The 15,357-nt window shown below is 73.8% G+C and carries 21 protein-coding genes; 20 read left to right on the top strand and 1 reads right to left on the bottom strand.

What is annotated here, in order from left to right:
- Position 1: 1 nt before the first annotated feature.
- From fliS to RB608_RS07890, 3 genes are all read left to right on the top strand, one after another.
- Complete coding sequence (fliS, locus tag RB608_RS07900; protein WP_308087259.1) at positions 2-379, top strand: flagellar export chaperone FliS; 378 nt, start codon at positions 2-4, stop codon at positions 377-379.
- Entirely contained in the window at positions 376-702 is a 327-nt protein-coding gene (locus RB608_RS07895) for a hypothetical protein (RefSeq protein ID WP_308087258.1), read from the top strand. Before fliS ends, RB608_RS07895 begins: the two co-directional genes overlap by 4 nt.
- A 264-nt stretch (positions 703-966) precedes the next feature.
- Positions 967-1,401, top strand: a complete 435-nt coding sequence (locus RB608_RS07890; protein ID WP_308087257.1) for a hypothetical protein — start codon at positions 967-969, stop codon at positions 1,399-1,401.
- Between the two features lie 39 nt (positions 1,402-1,440).
- Here the strand turns inward: RB608_RS07890 and RB608_RS07885 are convergent, their stop codons facing one another.
- A complete protein-coding gene (locus RB608_RS07885) occupies positions 1,441-2,499 on the bottom strand; it encodes a chemotaxis response regulator protein-glutamate methylesterase (protein WP_308087256.1) in 1,059 nt (352 codons plus the stop codon).
- An 86-nt stretch (positions 2,500-2,585) separates the two neighbouring features.
- Between RB608_RS07885 and RB608_RS07880 the strand changes: the two genes are divergently transcribed.
- The 17 genes from RB608_RS07880 to RB608_RS07800 all read left to right on the top strand — a co-directional run bounded on the left by RB608_RS07880 (position 2,586) and on the right by RB608_RS07800 (position 15,329).
- Positions 2,586-3,437, top strand: coding sequence for a protein-glutamate O-methyltransferase CheR (locus RB608_RS07880; RefSeq protein WP_308087255.1), 852 nt, complete (start codon positions 2,586-2,588; stop codon positions 3,435-3,437).
- An 11-nt stretch (positions 3,438-3,448) separates the two neighbouring features.
- Entirely contained in the window at positions 3,449-3,811 is a 363-nt protein-coding gene (locus RB608_RS07875; RefSeq protein ID WP_308087485.1) for a response regulator, read from the top strand.
- Positions 3,808-4,290 carry a chemotaxis protein CheX gene (locus tag RB608_RS07870; RefSeq protein ID WP_308087254.1) on the top strand — a complete coding sequence of 161 codons (483 nt, stop codon included), beginning with the start codon at positions 3,808-3,810 and terminating at the stop codon, positions 4,288-4,290. The genes RB608_RS07875 and RB608_RS07870 overlap by 4 nt, the downstream gene beginning before the upstream one ends.
- Positions 4,287-4,646 (top strand): response regulator, encoded by a 360-nt coding sequence (locus RB608_RS07865; protein WP_308087253.1) that lies wholly within the window; start codon positions 4,287-4,289, stop codon positions 4,644-4,646. The genes RB608_RS07870 and RB608_RS07865 overlap by 4 nt, the downstream gene beginning before the upstream one ends.
- A gap of 10 nt (positions 4,647-4,656) precedes the next feature.
- Positions 4,657-5,136: a hypothetical protein gene (locus tag RB608_RS07860; protein ID WP_308087252.1), complete on the top strand. Its 480-nt coding sequence runs from the start codon at positions 4,657-4,659 to the stop codon at positions 5,134-5,136.
- A gap of 114 nt (positions 5,137-5,250) precedes the next feature.
- Complete coding sequence (locus RB608_RS07855) at positions 5,251-6,264, top strand: Ig-like domain repeat protein (protein WP_308087251.1); 1,014 nt, start codon at positions 5,251-5,253, stop codon at positions 6,262-6,264.
- A 258-nt stretch (positions 6,265-6,522) separates the two neighbouring features.
- Entirely contained in the window at positions 6,523-6,885 is a 363-nt protein-coding gene (gene flgB, locus RB608_RS07850; protein ID WP_308087250.1) for a flagellar basal body rod protein FlgB, read from the top strand.
- A complete protein-coding gene (locus RB608_RS07845) occupies positions 6,885-7,277 on the top strand; it encodes a flagellar basal body rod C-terminal domain-containing protein (protein ID WP_308087249.1) in 393 nt (130 codons plus the stop codon). The genes flgB and RB608_RS07845 overlap by 1 nt, the downstream gene beginning before the upstream one ends.
- Positions 7,277-7,630: a flagellar hook-basal body complex protein FliE gene (locus RB608_RS07840; protein WP_308087248.1), complete on the top strand. Its 354-nt coding sequence runs from the start codon at positions 7,277-7,279 to the stop codon at positions 7,628-7,630. Before RB608_RS07845 ends, RB608_RS07840 begins: the two co-directional genes overlap by 1 nt.
- 6 nt (positions 7,631-7,636) lie before the next feature.
- Positions 7,637-9,238, top strand: coding sequence for a flagellar basal-body MS-ring/collar protein FliF (fliF, locus tag RB608_RS07835; protein WP_308087247.1), 1,602 nt, complete (start codon positions 7,637-7,639; stop codon positions 9,236-9,238).
- Positions 9,235-10,266: a flagellar motor switch protein FliG gene (gene fliG, locus RB608_RS07830; RefSeq protein ID WP_308087246.1), complete on the top strand. Its 1,032-nt coding sequence runs from the start codon at positions 9,235-9,237 to the stop codon at positions 10,264-10,266. Before fliF ends, fliG begins: the two co-directional genes overlap by 4 nt.
- A complete protein-coding gene (locus RB608_RS07825; RefSeq protein ID WP_308087245.1) occupies positions 10,250-10,921 on the top strand; it encodes a hypothetical protein in 672 nt (223 codons plus the stop codon). Before fliG ends, RB608_RS07825 begins: the two co-directional genes overlap by 17 nt.
- Complete coding sequence (locus RB608_RS07820; protein ID WP_308087244.1) at positions 10,918-12,234, top strand: FliI/YscN family ATPase; 1,317 nt, start codon at positions 10,918-10,920, stop codon at positions 12,232-12,234. Before RB608_RS07825 ends, RB608_RS07820 begins: the two co-directional genes overlap by 4 nt.
- Complete coding sequence (locus tag RB608_RS07815) at positions 12,231-12,680, top strand: flagellar FliJ family protein (protein ID WP_308087243.1); 450 nt, start codon at positions 12,231-12,233, stop codon at positions 12,678-12,680. The genes RB608_RS07820 and RB608_RS07815 overlap by 4 nt, the downstream gene beginning before the upstream one ends.
- Positions 12,681-12,741: 61 nt before the next feature.
- A complete protein-coding gene (locus tag RB608_RS07810) occupies positions 12,742-13,686 on the top strand; it encodes a transglycosylase SLT domain-containing protein (protein ID WP_308087242.1) in 945 nt (314 codons plus the stop codon).
- Positions 13,683-14,813, top strand: a complete 1,131-nt coding sequence (locus tag RB608_RS07805) for a flagellar hook-length control protein FliK (RefSeq protein ID WP_308087241.1) — start codon at positions 13,683-13,685, stop codon at positions 14,811-14,813. Before RB608_RS07810 ends, RB608_RS07805 begins: the two co-directional genes overlap by 4 nt.
- Positions 14,814-14,822: 9 nt before the next feature.
- On the top strand, positions 14,823-15,329 hold the full coding sequence (locus RB608_RS07800) for a flagellar hook capping FlgD N-terminal domain-containing protein (protein WP_308087240.1): 507 nt from the start codon (positions 14,823-14,825) through the stop codon (positions 15,327-15,329).
- The last annotated feature ends 28 nt before the right edge of the window (positions 15,330-15,357 follow it).

Below are 15,357 nucleotides of genomic sequence, written 5' to 3'. Positions count from 1 at the left end.
GATGAACGCCATGGACGCCCACGCGGCGTACCGCTCCAACGCCATCACCACCGCCTCCCCCGCGCGGCTGCTGGTGATGCTCCTCGAGCGGCTCGTCCTGGACATCGAGCGGGCCCGCGGCGCGCAGGAGCGCGGCGGGTGGCCCGACGCCCACCGGGACCTGCTGCATGCCCAGGACATCGTGCTCGAGCTCGAGGCGAGCCTGGTGGTCGAGCGGATGCCGGCCGGCAGCCAGCTCGCCGCCCTCTACGCCTACCTGCGCGGTCGGCTCGTCGAGGCGAACGTACGCCGGCAGGTGGAGGTGACCGACGAGGCGCTGACCCTCGCGCGACAGCTGTGCGACACGTGGCGGGAAGCGGCGATGGCGGCGGTGTCATGAGCGGTCCCGAGCGCCCGGGCTCCTGGACCGAGGCGCTGGACCGGCTGGAGGCGCACGCCGACCACGCCGAGCGGATGCTGCAGGGCACCCCGGCCGGCGCGACCGGCGCGGCGATCGCCCCGTGGCTGCCGTCGGCGGACCTGGGCCCGCTCCCGAACGAGCTGATCCCCCGGGCCCGGCAGCTGCTGGCCCGCCAGCAGCGCCTGATGGCCGCGATCCCCGCCGTGCTCGCCGGCACCCGTCGGCAGCAGCAGGTCACCGACCGGGTGGGACGGGCGACGACCCTGCCGCCGACGCCGGTCTATCTCGACGTCACCGCCTGAGGCGGGCAGGCTCAGGGCGGCTCGCGACGACCGATCGGCCGCAGGAGGTCGAGGGGCGCCGACGAGGCGGCGCGCAGCAGCCCACGGCCTCTCCGCCAGGTTCTGAACCTCTTGCCCTCCCTGGTCGGGGATCTCCCCGCGGTGCTCCGCGGTTGTCCACAGGCAGCACGGGCATCGCTCGACGGCGCCGACGCCCGGGGCTAACGTCGTGCGCGTTCACTGGCCTCCCGGAGGGGCGGGCGGCACACTGAGGAGGTGGGAGTCATGACGCTGGGCGACTGGGCGTCGATCATCACCATGATCGGCGTCGGTGTCTCCGTGCTCGTCACCATCTCCCGCCGGCTGGACGCCCTTCGCGACGAGCTCAAGGGCGACATCGCCGACCTCCGCGCGGAACTCAAGGGCGACATCGCCGACCTCCGCGCGGAACTCAAGGGCGAGGACGCATCGATCCGACGGGAGCTCGCACTCGTCCGCGACGAGCTCAAGGGAGAGGTGGCAGCCCTCCGCGCTGAGGTCAAGACCGACATCGCTGCCCTCCGCGACGAGGTCAGGACCGACATCGCGGACCTCCGCACAGGCCTCCGGCAGCTCCACGACAAGGTCGACCGGCACCACGAGGCCAGCGGAGCGCTGATCTACGACCTCAACACCCGCGTGACCGCGGCGCTGAGCCCACGCACGGCCGAGAGCGCCTGACCCGGTCGGCTGAGCCCGAGGCCGTGTTCTCTCGCAGGATCAGGCCGCGCGGGAGCGCCGGACCGTGGCGACGATCCGGCCGGCCAGCTGGTCCAGCGGCAGCACGTCATCGGCGAGCCCGGCACCGGCGACCGCGCCGGGCATGCCCCACACGACCGAGCTGTCCTCGTCCTGGACGACGATCCGGGCGCCGGTCGCCGCGAGCTCCCTGGCCCCGGCCAGCCCGTCCTGGCCCATGCCGGTGAGCACGGCGGCGAGCGCGCCCGCGCCGTACACGTCGACCGCGGAGCGGAAGAGCACGTCGACGGCCGGCCGGCAGAAGTTCTCCTGCGGGCCCTGGTCCAGCCCCACGCGTACGCCGAGCGCGGACCGCCGCAGCCGGAGGTGGAGGTCGCCGGGGGCGATGAGCACCTCGCCTGCCCGCACCGGCTCTCCGTCGGAGGCTTCGCGGACGGAGAGCGCCGCGAGCTTGTCGAGCCGCTGCGCCAGTAGGGACGTGAAGACCGGAGGCATGTGCTGCACCACGAGGACCGGAACGCCGAGATCGGCCGGCAGCCGTGGCAGCAGGCGCGCGAGGGCGTCGGGGCCCCCGGTGGAGCAGCCGATGAGGAGCGCGGACACCGGCGCGACCACGGGGCGGGCCCGCTCGCGGCGCACGACCGGGACGCTCGTGCCCGGGGTGAGCTTCCGGATGCCCGCGAGGGCGCGGATCCGGGGCACCAGCTGGTCGCGGATCGCCGCGATCCCGTCGGCGATCTGCCCGGTGTTGGACGGCTTGGTGACGTAGTCCGAGGCGCCTCGGGACAGCGCGTCGAGCGTGGCTGTCGCGCCGCGCTGGGTGAGCGTCGAGAACATGATCACGGGCAGCCGGGGGTGCTTGTCGCGGATCCGGGTGAGTGCACCGAGGCCGTCGAGGTGGGGCATCTCGATGTCCAGGGTGACGACGTCGGGACGGAGCTCGTCCACCATCCGCACGGCCTCCAGGCCGTCCCGGGCGACCCCGGCCACCTCGATGTCGGACGCCCCCCGCAGCGCGGTGGTGACCAGTCGTCGTACCACCGCGGAGTCGTCGACCACGAGCACCCTGATCTGCGTCACGCCCTCCTCCATCGGCGCCCGAAGGGTGCGCCTGAGCCCTCCGGCCGAGCGCTCAGGTCGCCCACCGGGACGCCGATGGAGCGGGCATGACGACGCCGACCGCCTTCGCCTCCGTCTCGGCGCTCGTGCGGCGCGAGACGTCGATGGTGTACGACGAGGGCAAGGAGTACCTCGTCGAGGCCCGGCTCAACCCGCTCGCCGCCGCCCGCGGCCTGGGCCTGGAGGAGTACGTCGGCCGGCTGGCCTTCGACGCCGAGGAGCGCCGCAAGGTGGTCGACGCGCTGACCATCAACGAGACCAGCTGGTTCCGCGACCACACGCCGTACCAGGCGTTCACGGACGCGATGGTGCCCGCGCTGCTCGAGCGCCGGCAGATCACCCGGCGGCTGCGGATCTGGAGCGCGGCCTGCTCCAGCGGGCAGGAGGCCTACTCGATCGCGATGCTGCTCGACCAGCACCTGCCGGAAGGCTGGAGCCACGAGATCGTCGCCACCGACATCTCGACGGCGATGCTGGAGCGGGTCCGGGCCGGGCGGTACAGCCAGGTCGAGGTCAACCGCGGCCTGCCCGCCACCAGCCTTGTCCGGTACTTCACCCGCGCCGGACGCGAGTGGGAGATCGCCGAGCGGCTGCGGGAGCGGGTCACGGTCAGGCACCTCAACCTCGCGGCGCCGTACGTCGGGCTCGGGTCGTTCGACGTGATCTGGCTGCGCAACGTCCTCATCTACTTCGACGCGGCCACCAAGACCGACATCCTGCGCCGGATGCTGCCGATGCTGGCCGACGACGGCTATCTGCTGCTCGGCTCCTCCGAGACCACCCTCGACCTGCCGGCCGATCTCGCGGCCGCCTGGCGCCGCGAGCAGATCGGGCGGGTCCCCGCCTACCGCCGGGCGGCGACCTCCCTGACCCCGTCCCTCACCAGCACAGGAGCCTGACCGTGCGAGCGATGATCATCGACGACTCCCGGGCGATGCGCAGCATCCTGCGCCGCATCGTCACCGGCCTGGACTTCGAGACGAGCGAGGCCGAGCACGGCCAGGACGCGCTGGACCAGCTGCGCGCGGGCGTCGTACCCGATGTGTGCCTGGTCGACTGGAACATGCCGGTGATGGACGGCTACACCTTCATCACCGAGGTGCGCGCGAACCCGGCGTGGCGCGACATCACGCTGATGATGGTGACGACCGAGAGCGAGCAGCGACAGATCGTGCGCGCGCTGGCCGCCGGTGCGCACGAGTACGTCATCAAGCCGTTCACGCCGGACGCGATCGTCGACAAGCTCTCGCTGCTCGGGCTGGTCCCGGCATGAGTGCCGCCGCCCACGAGAGCCCGGCGAGCGAGGATGTCCGCGCGGTCACCGAGGACGTCTGGATGGTGCTGCTCGGCGAGGACGGGGGGTTGAGGCCGCGCACGGTGCCCGCGGACGCGCCGTTCGACGCCGCTGCCTGGTCGGCCGCGACCACGATCAGCGGTGGCTGGCACGGCGTCGTCACGGTCGAGCTGGACGAGGCACTCGCCCGCCTGCTGACCGGCCGGATGCTGGCGCTGACCGACGACGAGACCGCCACCGACAGCGATGTCGCCGACGCGGTCGGCGAGCTGGTCAACATGGTCGGCGGCAACGTCAAGAGTCTGATGCCCGGCCCCAGCACGCTCTCGCTGCCGGCCGTCGCTGCCGGCCGAGCGGCCTTCGGCAGCGACTCGGCCCTCGCCTGCCGGATCGACCTGGCCTGGCAGGACGGCCCTGTCCGCGTCTCCGTGCACGTACCCCAGGGAGGACCCCGATGAAGATCCTGATCGCCGACGACAGCCGGGTGATGCGGCAGATCGTGATCCGGACCCTGCGCCAGGCCGGGCACGGCGGACACGAGATCGTCGAGGCGGAGAACGGGCGGCAGGCCCTGGAGCTGGTGCGCACCGAGGCACCCGACCTGGTCCTCTCCGACTGGAACATGCCCGAGATGAACGGGATCGACTGCCTCTCCGCGCTGCGCGCGTCCGGGTCCACGGTCGCCTTCGGCTTCGTCACCTCGGAGGGGTCCGAGGAGATGCGGGAGCGCGCCGCGTCCGCCGGGGCGGCGTTCCTGATCGCCAAGCCGTTCACCCCGGAGGCCTTCGACGACGCGCTGCGCGGCGTGGTCTGAGCGGGGCGTCATGGCCGTCCACCTGCCCCAGCCCAAGCAGCTGCGCGACCTGCTGGCCGACCTGCTCGGGCGCGACGTCACGCTGAGTCCCTCGCCCCCGTTCGCCCCGGGGCCCGACACCCCCGCGACCGTCGCCGTGTACGTCGACGACAGCCTGCGCATCAGCGCCCTGATCGCCTGCGACCTGGCCCTCTCCGCCCGCGCCGGGGCGGCGATCGGCCTGGTGCCCCTCGCCGACGCCGAGGCCGCGATCGGCGACGGCGGGCTCACCGAGACGATCGCGGAGAACCTCGCCGAGGTGCTCAACATCGCCGCCTCGACGTTCAACGTCCCCGGCGCCGACCACCTGCGCCTGCACCAGGTCCACCCGGCCGGACCACCGCTCGACCCGCAGGTGCGGATCAGCACCCTCACCCTGGGGCGGCGGGAGGACCTGCGCGTCGACATCCCCGGCTACGGCAGCGGCATCTTGTCGATCGTCCTGCTGTGAACCCGGATCCGTGGGCGTCCCTCGGGACAGGGGACAAGTTCGGGACACAGCCAGGGACAAACCGGGGACGTCGGCCCTCCTCGGCAGGACGAGCCGCCTCCTAGCGTCCCCGGCATGACTTCACAGCATCGGAAACGCACCTCCCTGCTCGCCCTCGGGGCGAGCCTCCTCACCGCCCTCTCGCTCGCCATCGGCTCCCCGGCCCACGCGGCCGGGGAGTGGCAGGACGGCAGCAGCCAGTCCGACACGATCCTCGATTGCACGACCGGCCTGCCCGCCACCGGCGTCACCGCGAACACCGGCTGGTGGTCCCCGACCGGCCAGGTCCCCAAGGTGGGCGAGCCGTTCCTCCTGCACGGCTACATCGGCCTGGTCGGCTTCCCGTGCAGCAGCGGCGTGGCCGTCCTCCCCGAGCTCCTCTTCGACGAGACCGCGTTCGGCTACCCCGACGAGCCGGTCAAGTGGGGCATCAACGACATCGACGACCCCACGCCGACCTTCACCACCGACCCGGTCGAGCTGACCCGCGGCCCGAACGGCGGCATCGCGATCGCCACGGTCGGCGGCCAGGCGATCACCCTCGAGCGGGGCGAGATCTTCGAGTTCCAGGTCCCCGTGGTCGCGCTACGCGCTCTCAAGGGCACCGCCACGCCCGCCCCCAGCTGCCCCGAGCGGACCGCAGGCACCCGGCCGTGCCCGGTCGCCACCTCCGGTGACCACCTCCAGGTCGCGTTCAAGGTCGGCGGCCACGGCGGCAACAAGTCCTTCGTGACGCCCTATGTCCCGCTCTTCGCGGCCGGTCCGGCCGGCGGCGGGGGTGGCGGTGGCGCCGTGGCGAAGGCTCCATCGAGCACGAGCGCGAAGTTCAAGGTGTCGGCCCGCAAGGCCGGCCGGGCGACGGTCACCGTCCAGGCGAGCCCGGCGCCGACCGGCCGGGTCGTGATCCGCGATCTCGCCCGCAAGGGCAGGGTCGTGGCCCAGGGCACGCTCACCGCCGGTCAGCACGGCGTGCTCAAGCTGAAGGTCGCCAAGCTCGGCAAGGGCAAGCACCGGCTCGTAGCGGAGTACGCCGGCTCGGCGGCCGTGGGTGCCTCCAGCTCGGCGATCCGGAAGATCCGCCTGAAATGAGCCCGGCGGGCCCGCTGGCCCGCGAACCGGCGCACCGTGCCCGATCCCGCCGTGGGGTCGGGCGCGGTGCCGCGTCCCGGGCACCGGACTCCGGTCGATCGGGCGAGATAGTCAGGACCTAATCCCGGACCCGGCGGCTCAGGTCCCCGGCGAGCGCACCGATCAGGCACCTGAGCGACGGATTGCTCACCCCTGCCGACGGACCGGCACCGACTGTCACGCCGTCCCGAGGGGACGGGTACGTCTCCAGGAGATCGAGTGTCCTTCGCATCGTCCGACGCCGTCGGCCAGGTGTTGCACTCCGCGATCAACGGGCTGTCCCAGCGCCAGCAGGTGATCGCCGACAACATCGCCAATGTCGACACCCCTGGCTTCCGCGCCCGCAGCGTGGACTTCGAGACCACGCTCTCCTCCGCGATCGAGCGCGGCCGGGCCACCGCCGACGACCTCACCGCGACCGTCACGCCCACCGGCACGCCGGTCGGCGCGAACGACAACAACGTCGACCTCCGCAAGGAGTCGATCGCGGCCATCCAGACGCAGTTCCAGTACCAGATCATGGGGCGCGCGATCAGCGACCGCGACTCCCGCCTGCGGATCATGGCCGGCGGCGCCGCCTGATGGGCGCGTTCGAGACGCTGCGCATCGCGAACACCTCGCTCGGTGCGCACCAGGTGTGGCTCGACGCCCTGGCCGGCAATATCGCCAACGCCAACACGGTCAAGCGGACGAGCGAGGACGCCTTCCAGGCGACGTACGTCGTCTTCGATGCCCGCGAGGACGGCGGCGTCGACGTGGACGGCTTCGCCGCGGGCGATCCGGAGGGCCGGATGGTGCACTCCCCCGAGCACCCCCTCGCGGACGAGGACGGCTACGTCCGGCTCCCGGATCTCGACATGGCCGCCCAGCTGAGCCAGCTGGTGATGGCGCAGCGCGGCTACCAGGCGTCGGTCCAGGTCACCAAGTCCGCCCAGGACACCTACTCCGCGGCCCTCCAGATCGGGGCCCGCTGATGGACATCACGCCGCTCCAGTTCCCGACCGTGCCCGGGATCGGGCCGGTCGGCCCCGGCGGCGCGCCCAGCACCCTCGGCTCGATCGCGGCACCGACGTCGGCCGAGCGCTCGGCGCCGGTCACCGGCCCGGACACCGAGTTCGGCTCCATGGTGCTCGACGGCCTCGACCGGCTCGAGGGTCTCACCGACCGGGCCGACGACCTGGCCGTCCAGGCCGCAACCGGCAAGCTCGAGAACATCCACGACTACACGATCGCGGCGAGCGAGGCCCAGGTGGCCGGTCAGCTGACCGTCTCCCTCCGCAACCGCGCGGTCGAGGCGTTCAACGAGATCATGCGGATGCAGGTGTAGTCGCCGATGCAACAGCGACTCACCCGGTACCTCACGCGCGCCCGCGACACCTTCGGCGGCTTCACCGCCGGCCAGAAGGCCGTCGCCGTCATCGGTACGGCGGCCCTGCTGATCGCCGTCTTCATGGTGTTCCGGTGGGTGTCGACCCCCAGCTACGCGCCGCTGTACTCGAACCTGTCGGGGACCGACGCCAGCGCCGTCATCGAGGAGCTCGACTCCCAGGGCGTCCCGTACAAGCTGGCGGGTGGCGGCGGCACCATCATGGTGCCGCGTTCGGACGTGTACGGCACCCGGATCACGCTGTCCGGCAAGGGGCTGCCGTCCAGCAGCGACGGGGGCTACAGCCTGCTCGACAAGCAGAGCCTGTCGACCTCTGAGTCACAGGAGCAGACGAACTTCAAGCGCGCCATGGAGGGCGAGCTCAGCAAGACCGTCGAGGCCATCCACGGTGTCGACACGGCAGTCGTGCACCTCGCCATCCCGGAGAAGCGGGTCTTCACCGACGAGCAGGACCCGCCGACGGCATCGGTCCTCATCGACACCGAGCCGGGCACGACGCTGGACGACGATCAGGTGCAGGCCGTCGTCCACCTGATCGCGTCCAGCATCGACGGGCTCGACCCGAAGCGGGTCACCGTCACCGACGCGACGGGCAAGCTGCTCACCACCCCCGACGGCACCGACGGCGCCGGCGGCGGGAGCGGTGCCGCGTCCGCGCGGTCCAAGCAGGTGCAGGCGTTCCAGGGCTCGATGCAGTCCGAGATCCAGTCCGTGCTGGACCGGGTCCTCGGGCCGGGCAACTCCACCACGACCGTCACCGCCGACCTCGACTTCGACAAGTCCGTGACCGACAGCCGCACCTACCAGGCACAGGAGAACACCCCGGCGCTGTCCGAGTCCTCGACCAACGAGACCTACGCGGGCCCGGCCGGTGCCCGGACCGGCGAGGCCCAGGGTGTGGTCGGTCCGGACGGCCAGATGGATCCCGCGGCCGCCACCGGCGGCGACTCGTCGTACAAGAACACCTCGAAGACCCAGGACAACGCCGTGGGCGAGACGGTGGAGCACCGGGAGAAGGCACCCGGATCGATCAACAGCCTGCACGTCGGCGTCGTGCTCGACGCGACCGCCGCGGCCGCGGTGCAGCCGCAGGTGGTGAAGGACCTGATCAGCAGCGCCGTCGGCATCAAGCCGGCCCGCGGCGACACGATCGACGTGTCGACGATGCCCTTCGACCGCAGCGCCGAGGAGTCCGCCGCTGCCGAGCTGAAGGCGGCCAAGGACGCCGACGCGGCCGCGCGGCGCAACAGCCTGATCCGCAACATCGGCATCGCCGGCGGCATCGCCTTGATGGTGCTCCTCGCCTGGCTGCAGGCGCGGCGCCGGTCCGCCGCCCGGGAGGAGGCCCGGGCCTACCTGGTCGAGCAGCTGCGCACGGACGCCGCCGGCCGCACCGCCCAGCTCGAGGCCCCGGCCCTCGCCGCCCTCGAGACGTCGGAGAAGGACGCCGAGGAGTCGATGCGCGACGAGCTGATCGCGCTCGTCGACCGGCAGCCGGACGATGTCGCGGCCCTGCTGCGCGGCTGGCTCGTGGAGCCCCGGCCATGACCCTCATGGCGGCCTCCGGCCCCGCTCTGGTCTCGATGGGGGTCCGCAAGGCCGCGGTGCTGCTCATCCAGATGGGCAAGGAGCGCGCGGCCCAGGTGATGGCGCACCTCAGCGACGCGGAGGTGGAGGCGATCTCCGGTGAGATCGCCCGCCTCGACGCGGTCTCCGCGAGCGAGACGTCCCAGGTGCTCACCGAGTTCCACGACCTCGCGACGGCGCACGCCCACGTCACCCAGGGTGGGTTCGGGTTCGCCCAGCAGCTGCTGGAGCAGTCGCTGGGCCCCGAGCGCGCGAAGGAGATCATGGAGCGGCTGCACGCCGCGGCCGTGCAGATGCCCTTCCAGTTCCTGCATCGCGCGGATCCCGCTCAGCTGCGGGGATTCATCGCCGACGAGCACCCGCAGGTGATCGCTCTGGTGCTGGCGCACATGGCGGCCGACAAGGCCTCCCTGCTGCTCAGCGGGCTGCCCGCGCACCAGCAGGCCGTGGTCGCGCACCGGATCGCCGTGATGGACCGGACGTCGCCCGAGATCGTGCGCACGGTCGAGGCCGTCCTGGAGCGGAAGCTCTCTTCGATGCTCCAGCCCGCCGAGGTCTCGCGGGTCGGCGGCGTGGACCCGTTGGTCAACATCATCAACCGGTCCGACCGGCCGACCGAGCGGCAGATCGTCGAGGGCCTCGAAGGCCTCGACCCGGCCCTGGCCGACGAGGTCAAGAGCCGGATGTTCATGTTCGAGGACATCATCGGCCTCGACGACCGCTCGGTGCAGCAGGTGCTGCGCCAGGTCGACACCGCCGAGCTGTCCCTGGCGCTCAAGGGCGTCAGCGACGCGGTCCGCGCCAAGATCACCGCGAACCTGTCCGAGCGCGCCGCCGAGAACCTCCTCGAGGAGGTGGAGCTCCTCGGCGCGGTCCGCCTGGCCCAGGTCGAGGAGGCCCAGCAGGGCGTCATCCGCACCATCCGCCAGCTCGAGGAGCAGGGCCAGATCATGGTCCGGCGAGGGAACGACGATGAGTTCATCGTCTGAGTCCGCCGCGCTGCCCCGCCCCGACCTGCCCGAGCTGCGGGTCGGCACCTGGACCCGCCTGGGTGGCGACACCGTGCTCGGCGACGCGGTCACCGAGTCGTTGCTGGCCGGGCTCGCGACCGACGCACGCGACGCCGCCCGCGCCCAGGGGTACGCCGTGGGGTGGGCCGAAGGGCGCCGCGCCGCCGCCGAGCAGGCGGCCGGCGAGGAGGCCGTCCGCGCCTCGGCCCACGCCGTCGCCGAGGAGCGGCGCGAGGCCGAGCACCGGGCCGCGCTCGACGCCCTGGGACGGGCCGCCGAGCAGGTCCGCGGGCTGCTCGACGACCTGGTCCGCACGGTCGAGGACCAGGCCACCGCTCTCGCCTGGTCGCTGACGACGACGCTGATCGGCACCCAGGTCGCGCGCCTGGTTCCCGCGGACGTCGTCGCCCGGGTGCTGCAGGTGCTGCCGCCCGCCCCCGTCGGCAGGGTCCGCCTGCAGCCCGCCGTCGCCGCGTCACCGGCCGCGCAGGAGCTGGTGTCCCGTGGCCTGGAGATCGTCGCCGATCCGGCCCTCGGCCCGGCCGATGCCCTGGTCGAGGCCGTCGACGGGTCGGTCGTCGACCTGCGGATCCGCGAGGCGATGGCCCGGGTGCGGGAGGTGCTCGCCGAGTGAGCACCGCGCTGTTCTCCCCGGAGGTCCAGGCCGCCGCCGTCGCGGCCGCCGCTCCCCTGCACCTCGGCACCGTCGCCGAGCTGGTCGGCCTGCACCTGGAGGTGCGCGGCCTGCCCGGCGCGGCGCTCGGCGACCTGCTGGAGGTCCGTACGGCGAGCGGCCCGCTGCTCACGGAGGTCGCCGCGCTGCGACCGGGAAGCGCCACCTGCCTGCCCCTCGGCACGACCACCGGCGTCCGGGCCGGCGACCGGGTCCGGGCGACCGGAGGCCCCCTGCGCGTCCGGGTCGGCGAGGCGCTCCTCGGTCGCGTCCTCGACGGTCTCGGCCGGCCGGTCGACGGTGGTCCCGCGCTCAGCGGGCCGGAGTCCGTGTCGACCGAGCACCCGACACCCGACGCGCTCAGCCGCCCCCGCATCACCGAGCCGCTGGGCTCGGGTGTGCGCGCCCTCGACGCGCTGGTGCCCGTGGGCCGGGGCCAGCGGATCGGCGTCATGGCCGGTTCCGGCGTCGGCAAGTCGTCGCTGCTCTCGATGATCGCGCGCGGCACCGACGCCGCGGTCAACGTGATCGCCCTGGTCGGCGAGCGCGGCCGCGAGGTCCGGGAGTTCATCGACGGCGACCTCGGTCCCGAGGGCCTGGCCCGCTCGGTGGTCGTCGTCGCCACCTCGGACGCGCCGGCCGTCGAGCGGCTGCGCGCGGCGTTCACGGCCACCCGGATCGCCGAGTGGTTCCGCGACACCGGCCGCGACGTCGTGTTGATGATGGACTCGCTCACCCGGGTCGCCATGGCCCAGCGCGAGATCGGCCTGTCGGCGGGCGAGCCGCCCGCCACCCGCGGCTACCCGCCCAGTGTGTTCGGACTGCTGCCGAGGCTGCTCGAGCGCGCCGGCACGTCGGCGACGGGCTCGATCACCGGCATCTACACGGTCCTCGTGGAGGGCGACGACCTCCAGGACCCGATCGGCGACGCCGCCCGCTCCATCCTCGACGGCCACGTGGTGCTGTCGCGCGACCTCGCCACCGCCGGGCACTTCCCCTCCATCGACGTCCTGGAGTCGATCTCCCGCGTCCACCGCGCCGTCACGACGCCCGACCAGCAGCGCGACGCCGCCCGGCTGCGGCGGATGCTCGCCGCGCACCGCTCGGTCCGCGAGCTCGTCGAGATCGGCGCGTACGTCGCCGGAGCGGACGCCGACGCGGACGCCGCCCTCGCCCGGCTGCCCCGTATCGAGGAGTTCCTGCGCCAGTCCATGGACGACATCACCCCCCGCGCCGAGGCGTGGAGCCGGCTCGCCCAGGTGGTGGCGTCATGAGCCGCACGCGTCGCCACGTCGCTGCCGAGGATCGCGGGCTGGCCGCCGTCGCCCGGGTCCGCGAGGTCCGCGAGACCGACAGCAGGATCGGTCTGCAGCGGGTGCTCGCCGAGGAGGCGGCCGTCGGGGCGCGCCTCGCCACGCTGGAGTCGGCCGTCACCGCCACGACCGTGCCGGCCGTCACGACGACGGCCGAGCTGGTCGCCGAGCGGACCCGGCTCGCACAGGTCGGCATCCTGGTCGGCGAGACCCGCGCGGAGGCCGCGACCGCGCAGGTCGTCACGGCGGACGCCCGCGCCCGGTGGGACGCCGACCGCGCCCGCCTGGCCGCGGTCGAGCACCTGCTCGAGCGCCGAGCGGCCCGGCGTCGTACCGAGGCCGACCGGCGGGCCGCGCGCGACGCCGACGACCTCGCCGCCCAGCGCTGGATGCGGGGGACGCGATGAACCACCCCGCGACGTTCTTCTCCTCCGCTTCGCTCCCCCGAACAACGTCGCGGGGGCCCCGGTGAGCATCGAGAACGTGACCGCCCGGATCGGCGAGCTCCAGGCCCGCCTTGCCCAGTTCGCGCCGGTGCGCACCTCCGGCGTCGGCGGCAGCTTCGCCACGGAGCTGGCCGGCGCGCGGGTCGCCACGACGGGCGCCGCGCCGGACGGCACGGTCACGGGCGACGACGTGGTCGTCGAGGCCCGCAAGTACCTCGGCCTGCCCTACATCTGGGGCGGCACCGACCCGACCAGGGGCATGGACTGCTCCGGCCTGGTGCAGGTCGTCTACAAGAGCCTCGGCTACGACCTGCCCCGTGTCTCCTACCAGCAGGCCGCCGCCGGCCGGCCCGTCGCGAGCATGGCGCAGGCCCAGCCCGGCGACCTGCTGGCGTGGGACAACTCCAGCCGCAACAACGGCGTCGACCACATCGCGATCTACATCGGTGGGGGCAAGATGATCGAGGCACCACGCACCGGGCTCGACATCCGCGTCGTCGACGTCTCCTCGACGCCCGACGTGATCCGGCGGATCATCGACCAGCCCGGCAGCACCGCGGGCGGCACCGGCGTGGCCGCCCGAGCCACCACCGGGACGCCGTACGCCGACCTGATCGACGCCGCCGCCGCGCGCACCGGCGTCCCCGCCGGCCTGATCGCCGCCGTCGCCAAGCAGGAGTCCGGTTTCAACGCCCGGGCCGTCAGTCCCGCCGGCGCGCAGGGCCTGATGCAGCTGATGCCCGGCACCGCGAAGGGACTCGGCGTGGCCGACCCGTTCGACCCCGCCCAGGCGATCGACGGCGGGGCGCGGCTGCTGCGCTCACTGCTCGACAGGTTCGGGCGCACCGACCTCGCGCTGGCGGCGTACAACGCCGGTCCCGGCGCCGTCTCCCGCTACGGCGGCATCCCGCCCTACCAGGAGACCCAGAACTACGTCCGCAACGTGATGGCGATGGTGAGCTCATGAGCATCACTCCGTTCCTGCCGGGCCTCCCCGCCCCGGTCCCCGCCGACGCCGGCGCACCCGCCGGCGGCGAGCCCGGCGACCCCGGCGACCTGGGGGCGGTCTTCGGCGAGGCCCTCACCGCGGCGCTGCTCGCCACGGTGCCGCCGCCGACGGCCTCTCTCCCGGGCGTCCCCGCGACACCAGCCACCGCGCCGCTCCCGGCCACGGCCGGCGCGCTCGCCGCCATACCCGCCGCCGCCCCGGTCGTCGGCGCCGTGCTCGCCCCGGCAGGTGATCCGGGCCGGCCGGACCTGCCCACGCCGACGGCGACGCGACCGGCCACACCGAACAGCCCTGGCGCGCCGGTCGCCGCGGAGCCGACGGTCCTCCCGGGCCGTCCCGCGGCCGCCGTCCGCGCTCCCCTGCCCGAGGATCCCGCGCCCGCGCGGCTCGACGCCCGGCCCGCCGCCACCGACCCGACTGCCGCGAGCGCCCCGGCCGACCCGACGACCGCCCCGGCCGTCGGCAGCACCGCCTCGACGGCACCACCAGCCACCGCGGCCGGCCCGCGCCCGACGGTGGAGCGGGCGGTCGTGCAGCAGGTCTTCCCGGAGGTCACCCGGCTGGTCACCAGCACGCCCACCGACCGGCCGGGCACGCACCGGATCACCCTGACCCTCCAGCCCGAGCACCTCGGCGAGGTGCGGGTGACCCTGGTGGTCAAGGACGGCGCGGTGCAGGTCCGCCTGGCCGGCGCCGCGGGCGACCCGGCCGGCAGCGCGGCCGTGCACCGCGCGCTCAGCTCCGGCATCCCCGAGCTGCAGCGGCTGCTCGAGCGCTCCGGCGCCACCGAGGCGCGGGTCCTGGTCCGCGACCCGTTCGCTCCCATCACCGCTGCGCCGCCGGCGCCCGCCACGACCTCGGCCGCGACGACCGGCCAACCGGGCCCGGGCGCCTTCACCGCCGACGCCCGCGGCGACGGCGGCGACGGGGCCGCCACCGGGGACCGCTCCTCGGGCCACCCCGGCCAGCGCGGCGGCCGGCACCCGGGCGCCGCGGTGCCCGAGCCGGTCGCCGTACCCACGGCCGGCAGCACGATCCCCACCCGCCCGACCACCCCCGCCGGTCAGCTCGACCGGACCCTGTGAGGAGGAGAGATGTCCGTCTCCAGCACCGAAGGCATCGGCTACGGCGTGACCGGCGCGGCAGCCACCAGCGCCCCCGGCGCGGCGGGCCCGCCGAAGAAGGACGACAAGGACATGTTCCTGCAGCTGATGGTCGCCCAGATGAAGTACCAGGACCCGCTCAACCCCACCGACTCCTCGCAGTTCCTGGCCCAGACCGCGCAGTTCACGGCGCTCGAGAAGATGCAGGACGTCGCCGACCAGACCGCGATGCTGCTGAGCACCCAGCTCGCCTTCGGCGCCAGCTCCCTGATCGGCCAGACCGTGCGCTGGTACGACGCCGGCGGGGTCGAGCGGTCCGGCGTGGTCCAGGGCACCACCTATCTCGCCACCGGCCCCGTCCTCAGCATCGACGGCACGTCCGTCCCGGTGACCGACGTGGTCAGCGTCGGCGACGCCCCGACGATCAAGGAGCCCACGCCCAGCGGCGGGGGCACCACCGCGCCGCCGCCCAGCGGCACCCCGCCCACCACCGCCTGACCCTCGCCGAGTCCCGCACCACCACCCG

Origin of the sequence: Nocardioides sp. LHD-245 (genome assembly GCF_030929495.1) — a bacterium.
Lineage (GTDB): Bacteria > Actinomycetota > Actinomycetes > Propionibacteriales > Nocardioidaceae > Nocardioides.
The sequence above is the reverse complement of the archived record's forward strand: the minus strand, read 5'-3'. Positions and strand labels throughout refer to the sequence as shown.

Bases quoted from the DNA above. Each gene is read 5' to 3' on its own strand.
- fliS (WP_308087259.1), top strand. From the start codon at position 2: ATGAACGCCATGGACGCCCACGCGGCGTACCGCTCCAACGCCATCACC.
- RB608_RS07895 (WP_308087258.1), top strand. From the start codon at position 376: ATGAGCGGTCCCGAGCGCCCGGGCTCCTGGACCGAGGCGCTGGACCGG.
- RB608_RS07890 (WP_308087257.1), top strand. From the start codon at position 967: ATGACGCTGGGCGACTGGGCGTCGATCATCACCATGATCGGCGTCGGT.
- RB608_RS07880 (WP_308087255.1), top strand. From the start codon at position 2,586: ATGACGACGCCGACCGCCTTCGCCTCCGTCTCGGCGCTCGTGCGGCGC.
- RB608_RS07875 (WP_308087485.1), top strand. From the start codon at position 3,449: ATGATCATCGACGACTCCCGGGCGATGCGCAGCATCCTGCGCCGCATC.
- RB608_RS07870 (WP_308087254.1), top strand. From the start codon at position 3,808: ATGAGTGCCGCCGCCCACGAGAGCCCGGCGAGCGAGGATGTCCGCGCG.
- RB608_RS07865 (WP_308087253.1), top strand. From the start codon at position 4,287: ATGAAGATCCTGATCGCCGACGACAGCCGGGTGATGCGGCAGATCGTG.
- RB608_RS07860 (WP_308087252.1), top strand. From the start codon at position 4,657: ATGGCCGTCCACCTGCCCCAGCCCAAGCAGCTGCGCGACCTGCTGGCC.
- RB608_RS07855 (WP_308087251.1), top strand. From the start codon at position 5,251: ATGACTTCACAGCATCGGAAACGCACCTCCCTGCTCGCCCTCGGGGCG.
- RB608_RS07845 (WP_308087249.1), top strand. From the start codon at position 6,885: ATGGGCGCGTTCGAGACGCTGCGCATCGCGAACACCTCGCTCGGTGCG.
- RB608_RS07840 (WP_308087248.1), top strand. From the start codon at position 7,277: ATGGACATCACGCCGCTCCAGTTCCCGACCGTGCCCGGGATCGGGCCG.
- fliF (WP_308087247.1), top strand. From the start codon at position 7,637: ATGCAACAGCGACTCACCCGGTACCTCACGCGCGCCCGCGACACCTTC.
- fliG (WP_308087246.1), top strand. From the start codon at position 9,235: ATGACCCTCATGGCGGCCTCCGGCCCCGCTCTGGTCTCGATGGGGGTC.
- RB608_RS07825 (WP_308087245.1), top strand. From the start codon at position 10,250: ATGAGTTCATCGTCTGAGTCCGCCGCGCTGCCCCGCCCCGACCTGCCC.
- RB608_RS07815 (WP_308087243.1), top strand. From the start codon at position 12,231: ATGAGCCGCACGCGTCGCCACGTCGCTGCCGAGGATCGCGGGCTGGCC.
- RB608_RS07805 (WP_308087241.1), top strand. From the start codon at position 13,683: ATGAGCATCACTCCGTTCCTGCCGGGCCTCCCCGCCCCGGTCCCCGCC.
- RB608_RS07800 (WP_308087240.1), top strand. From the start codon at position 14,823: ATGTCCGTCTCCAGCACCGAAGGCATCGGCTACGGCGTGACCGGCGCG.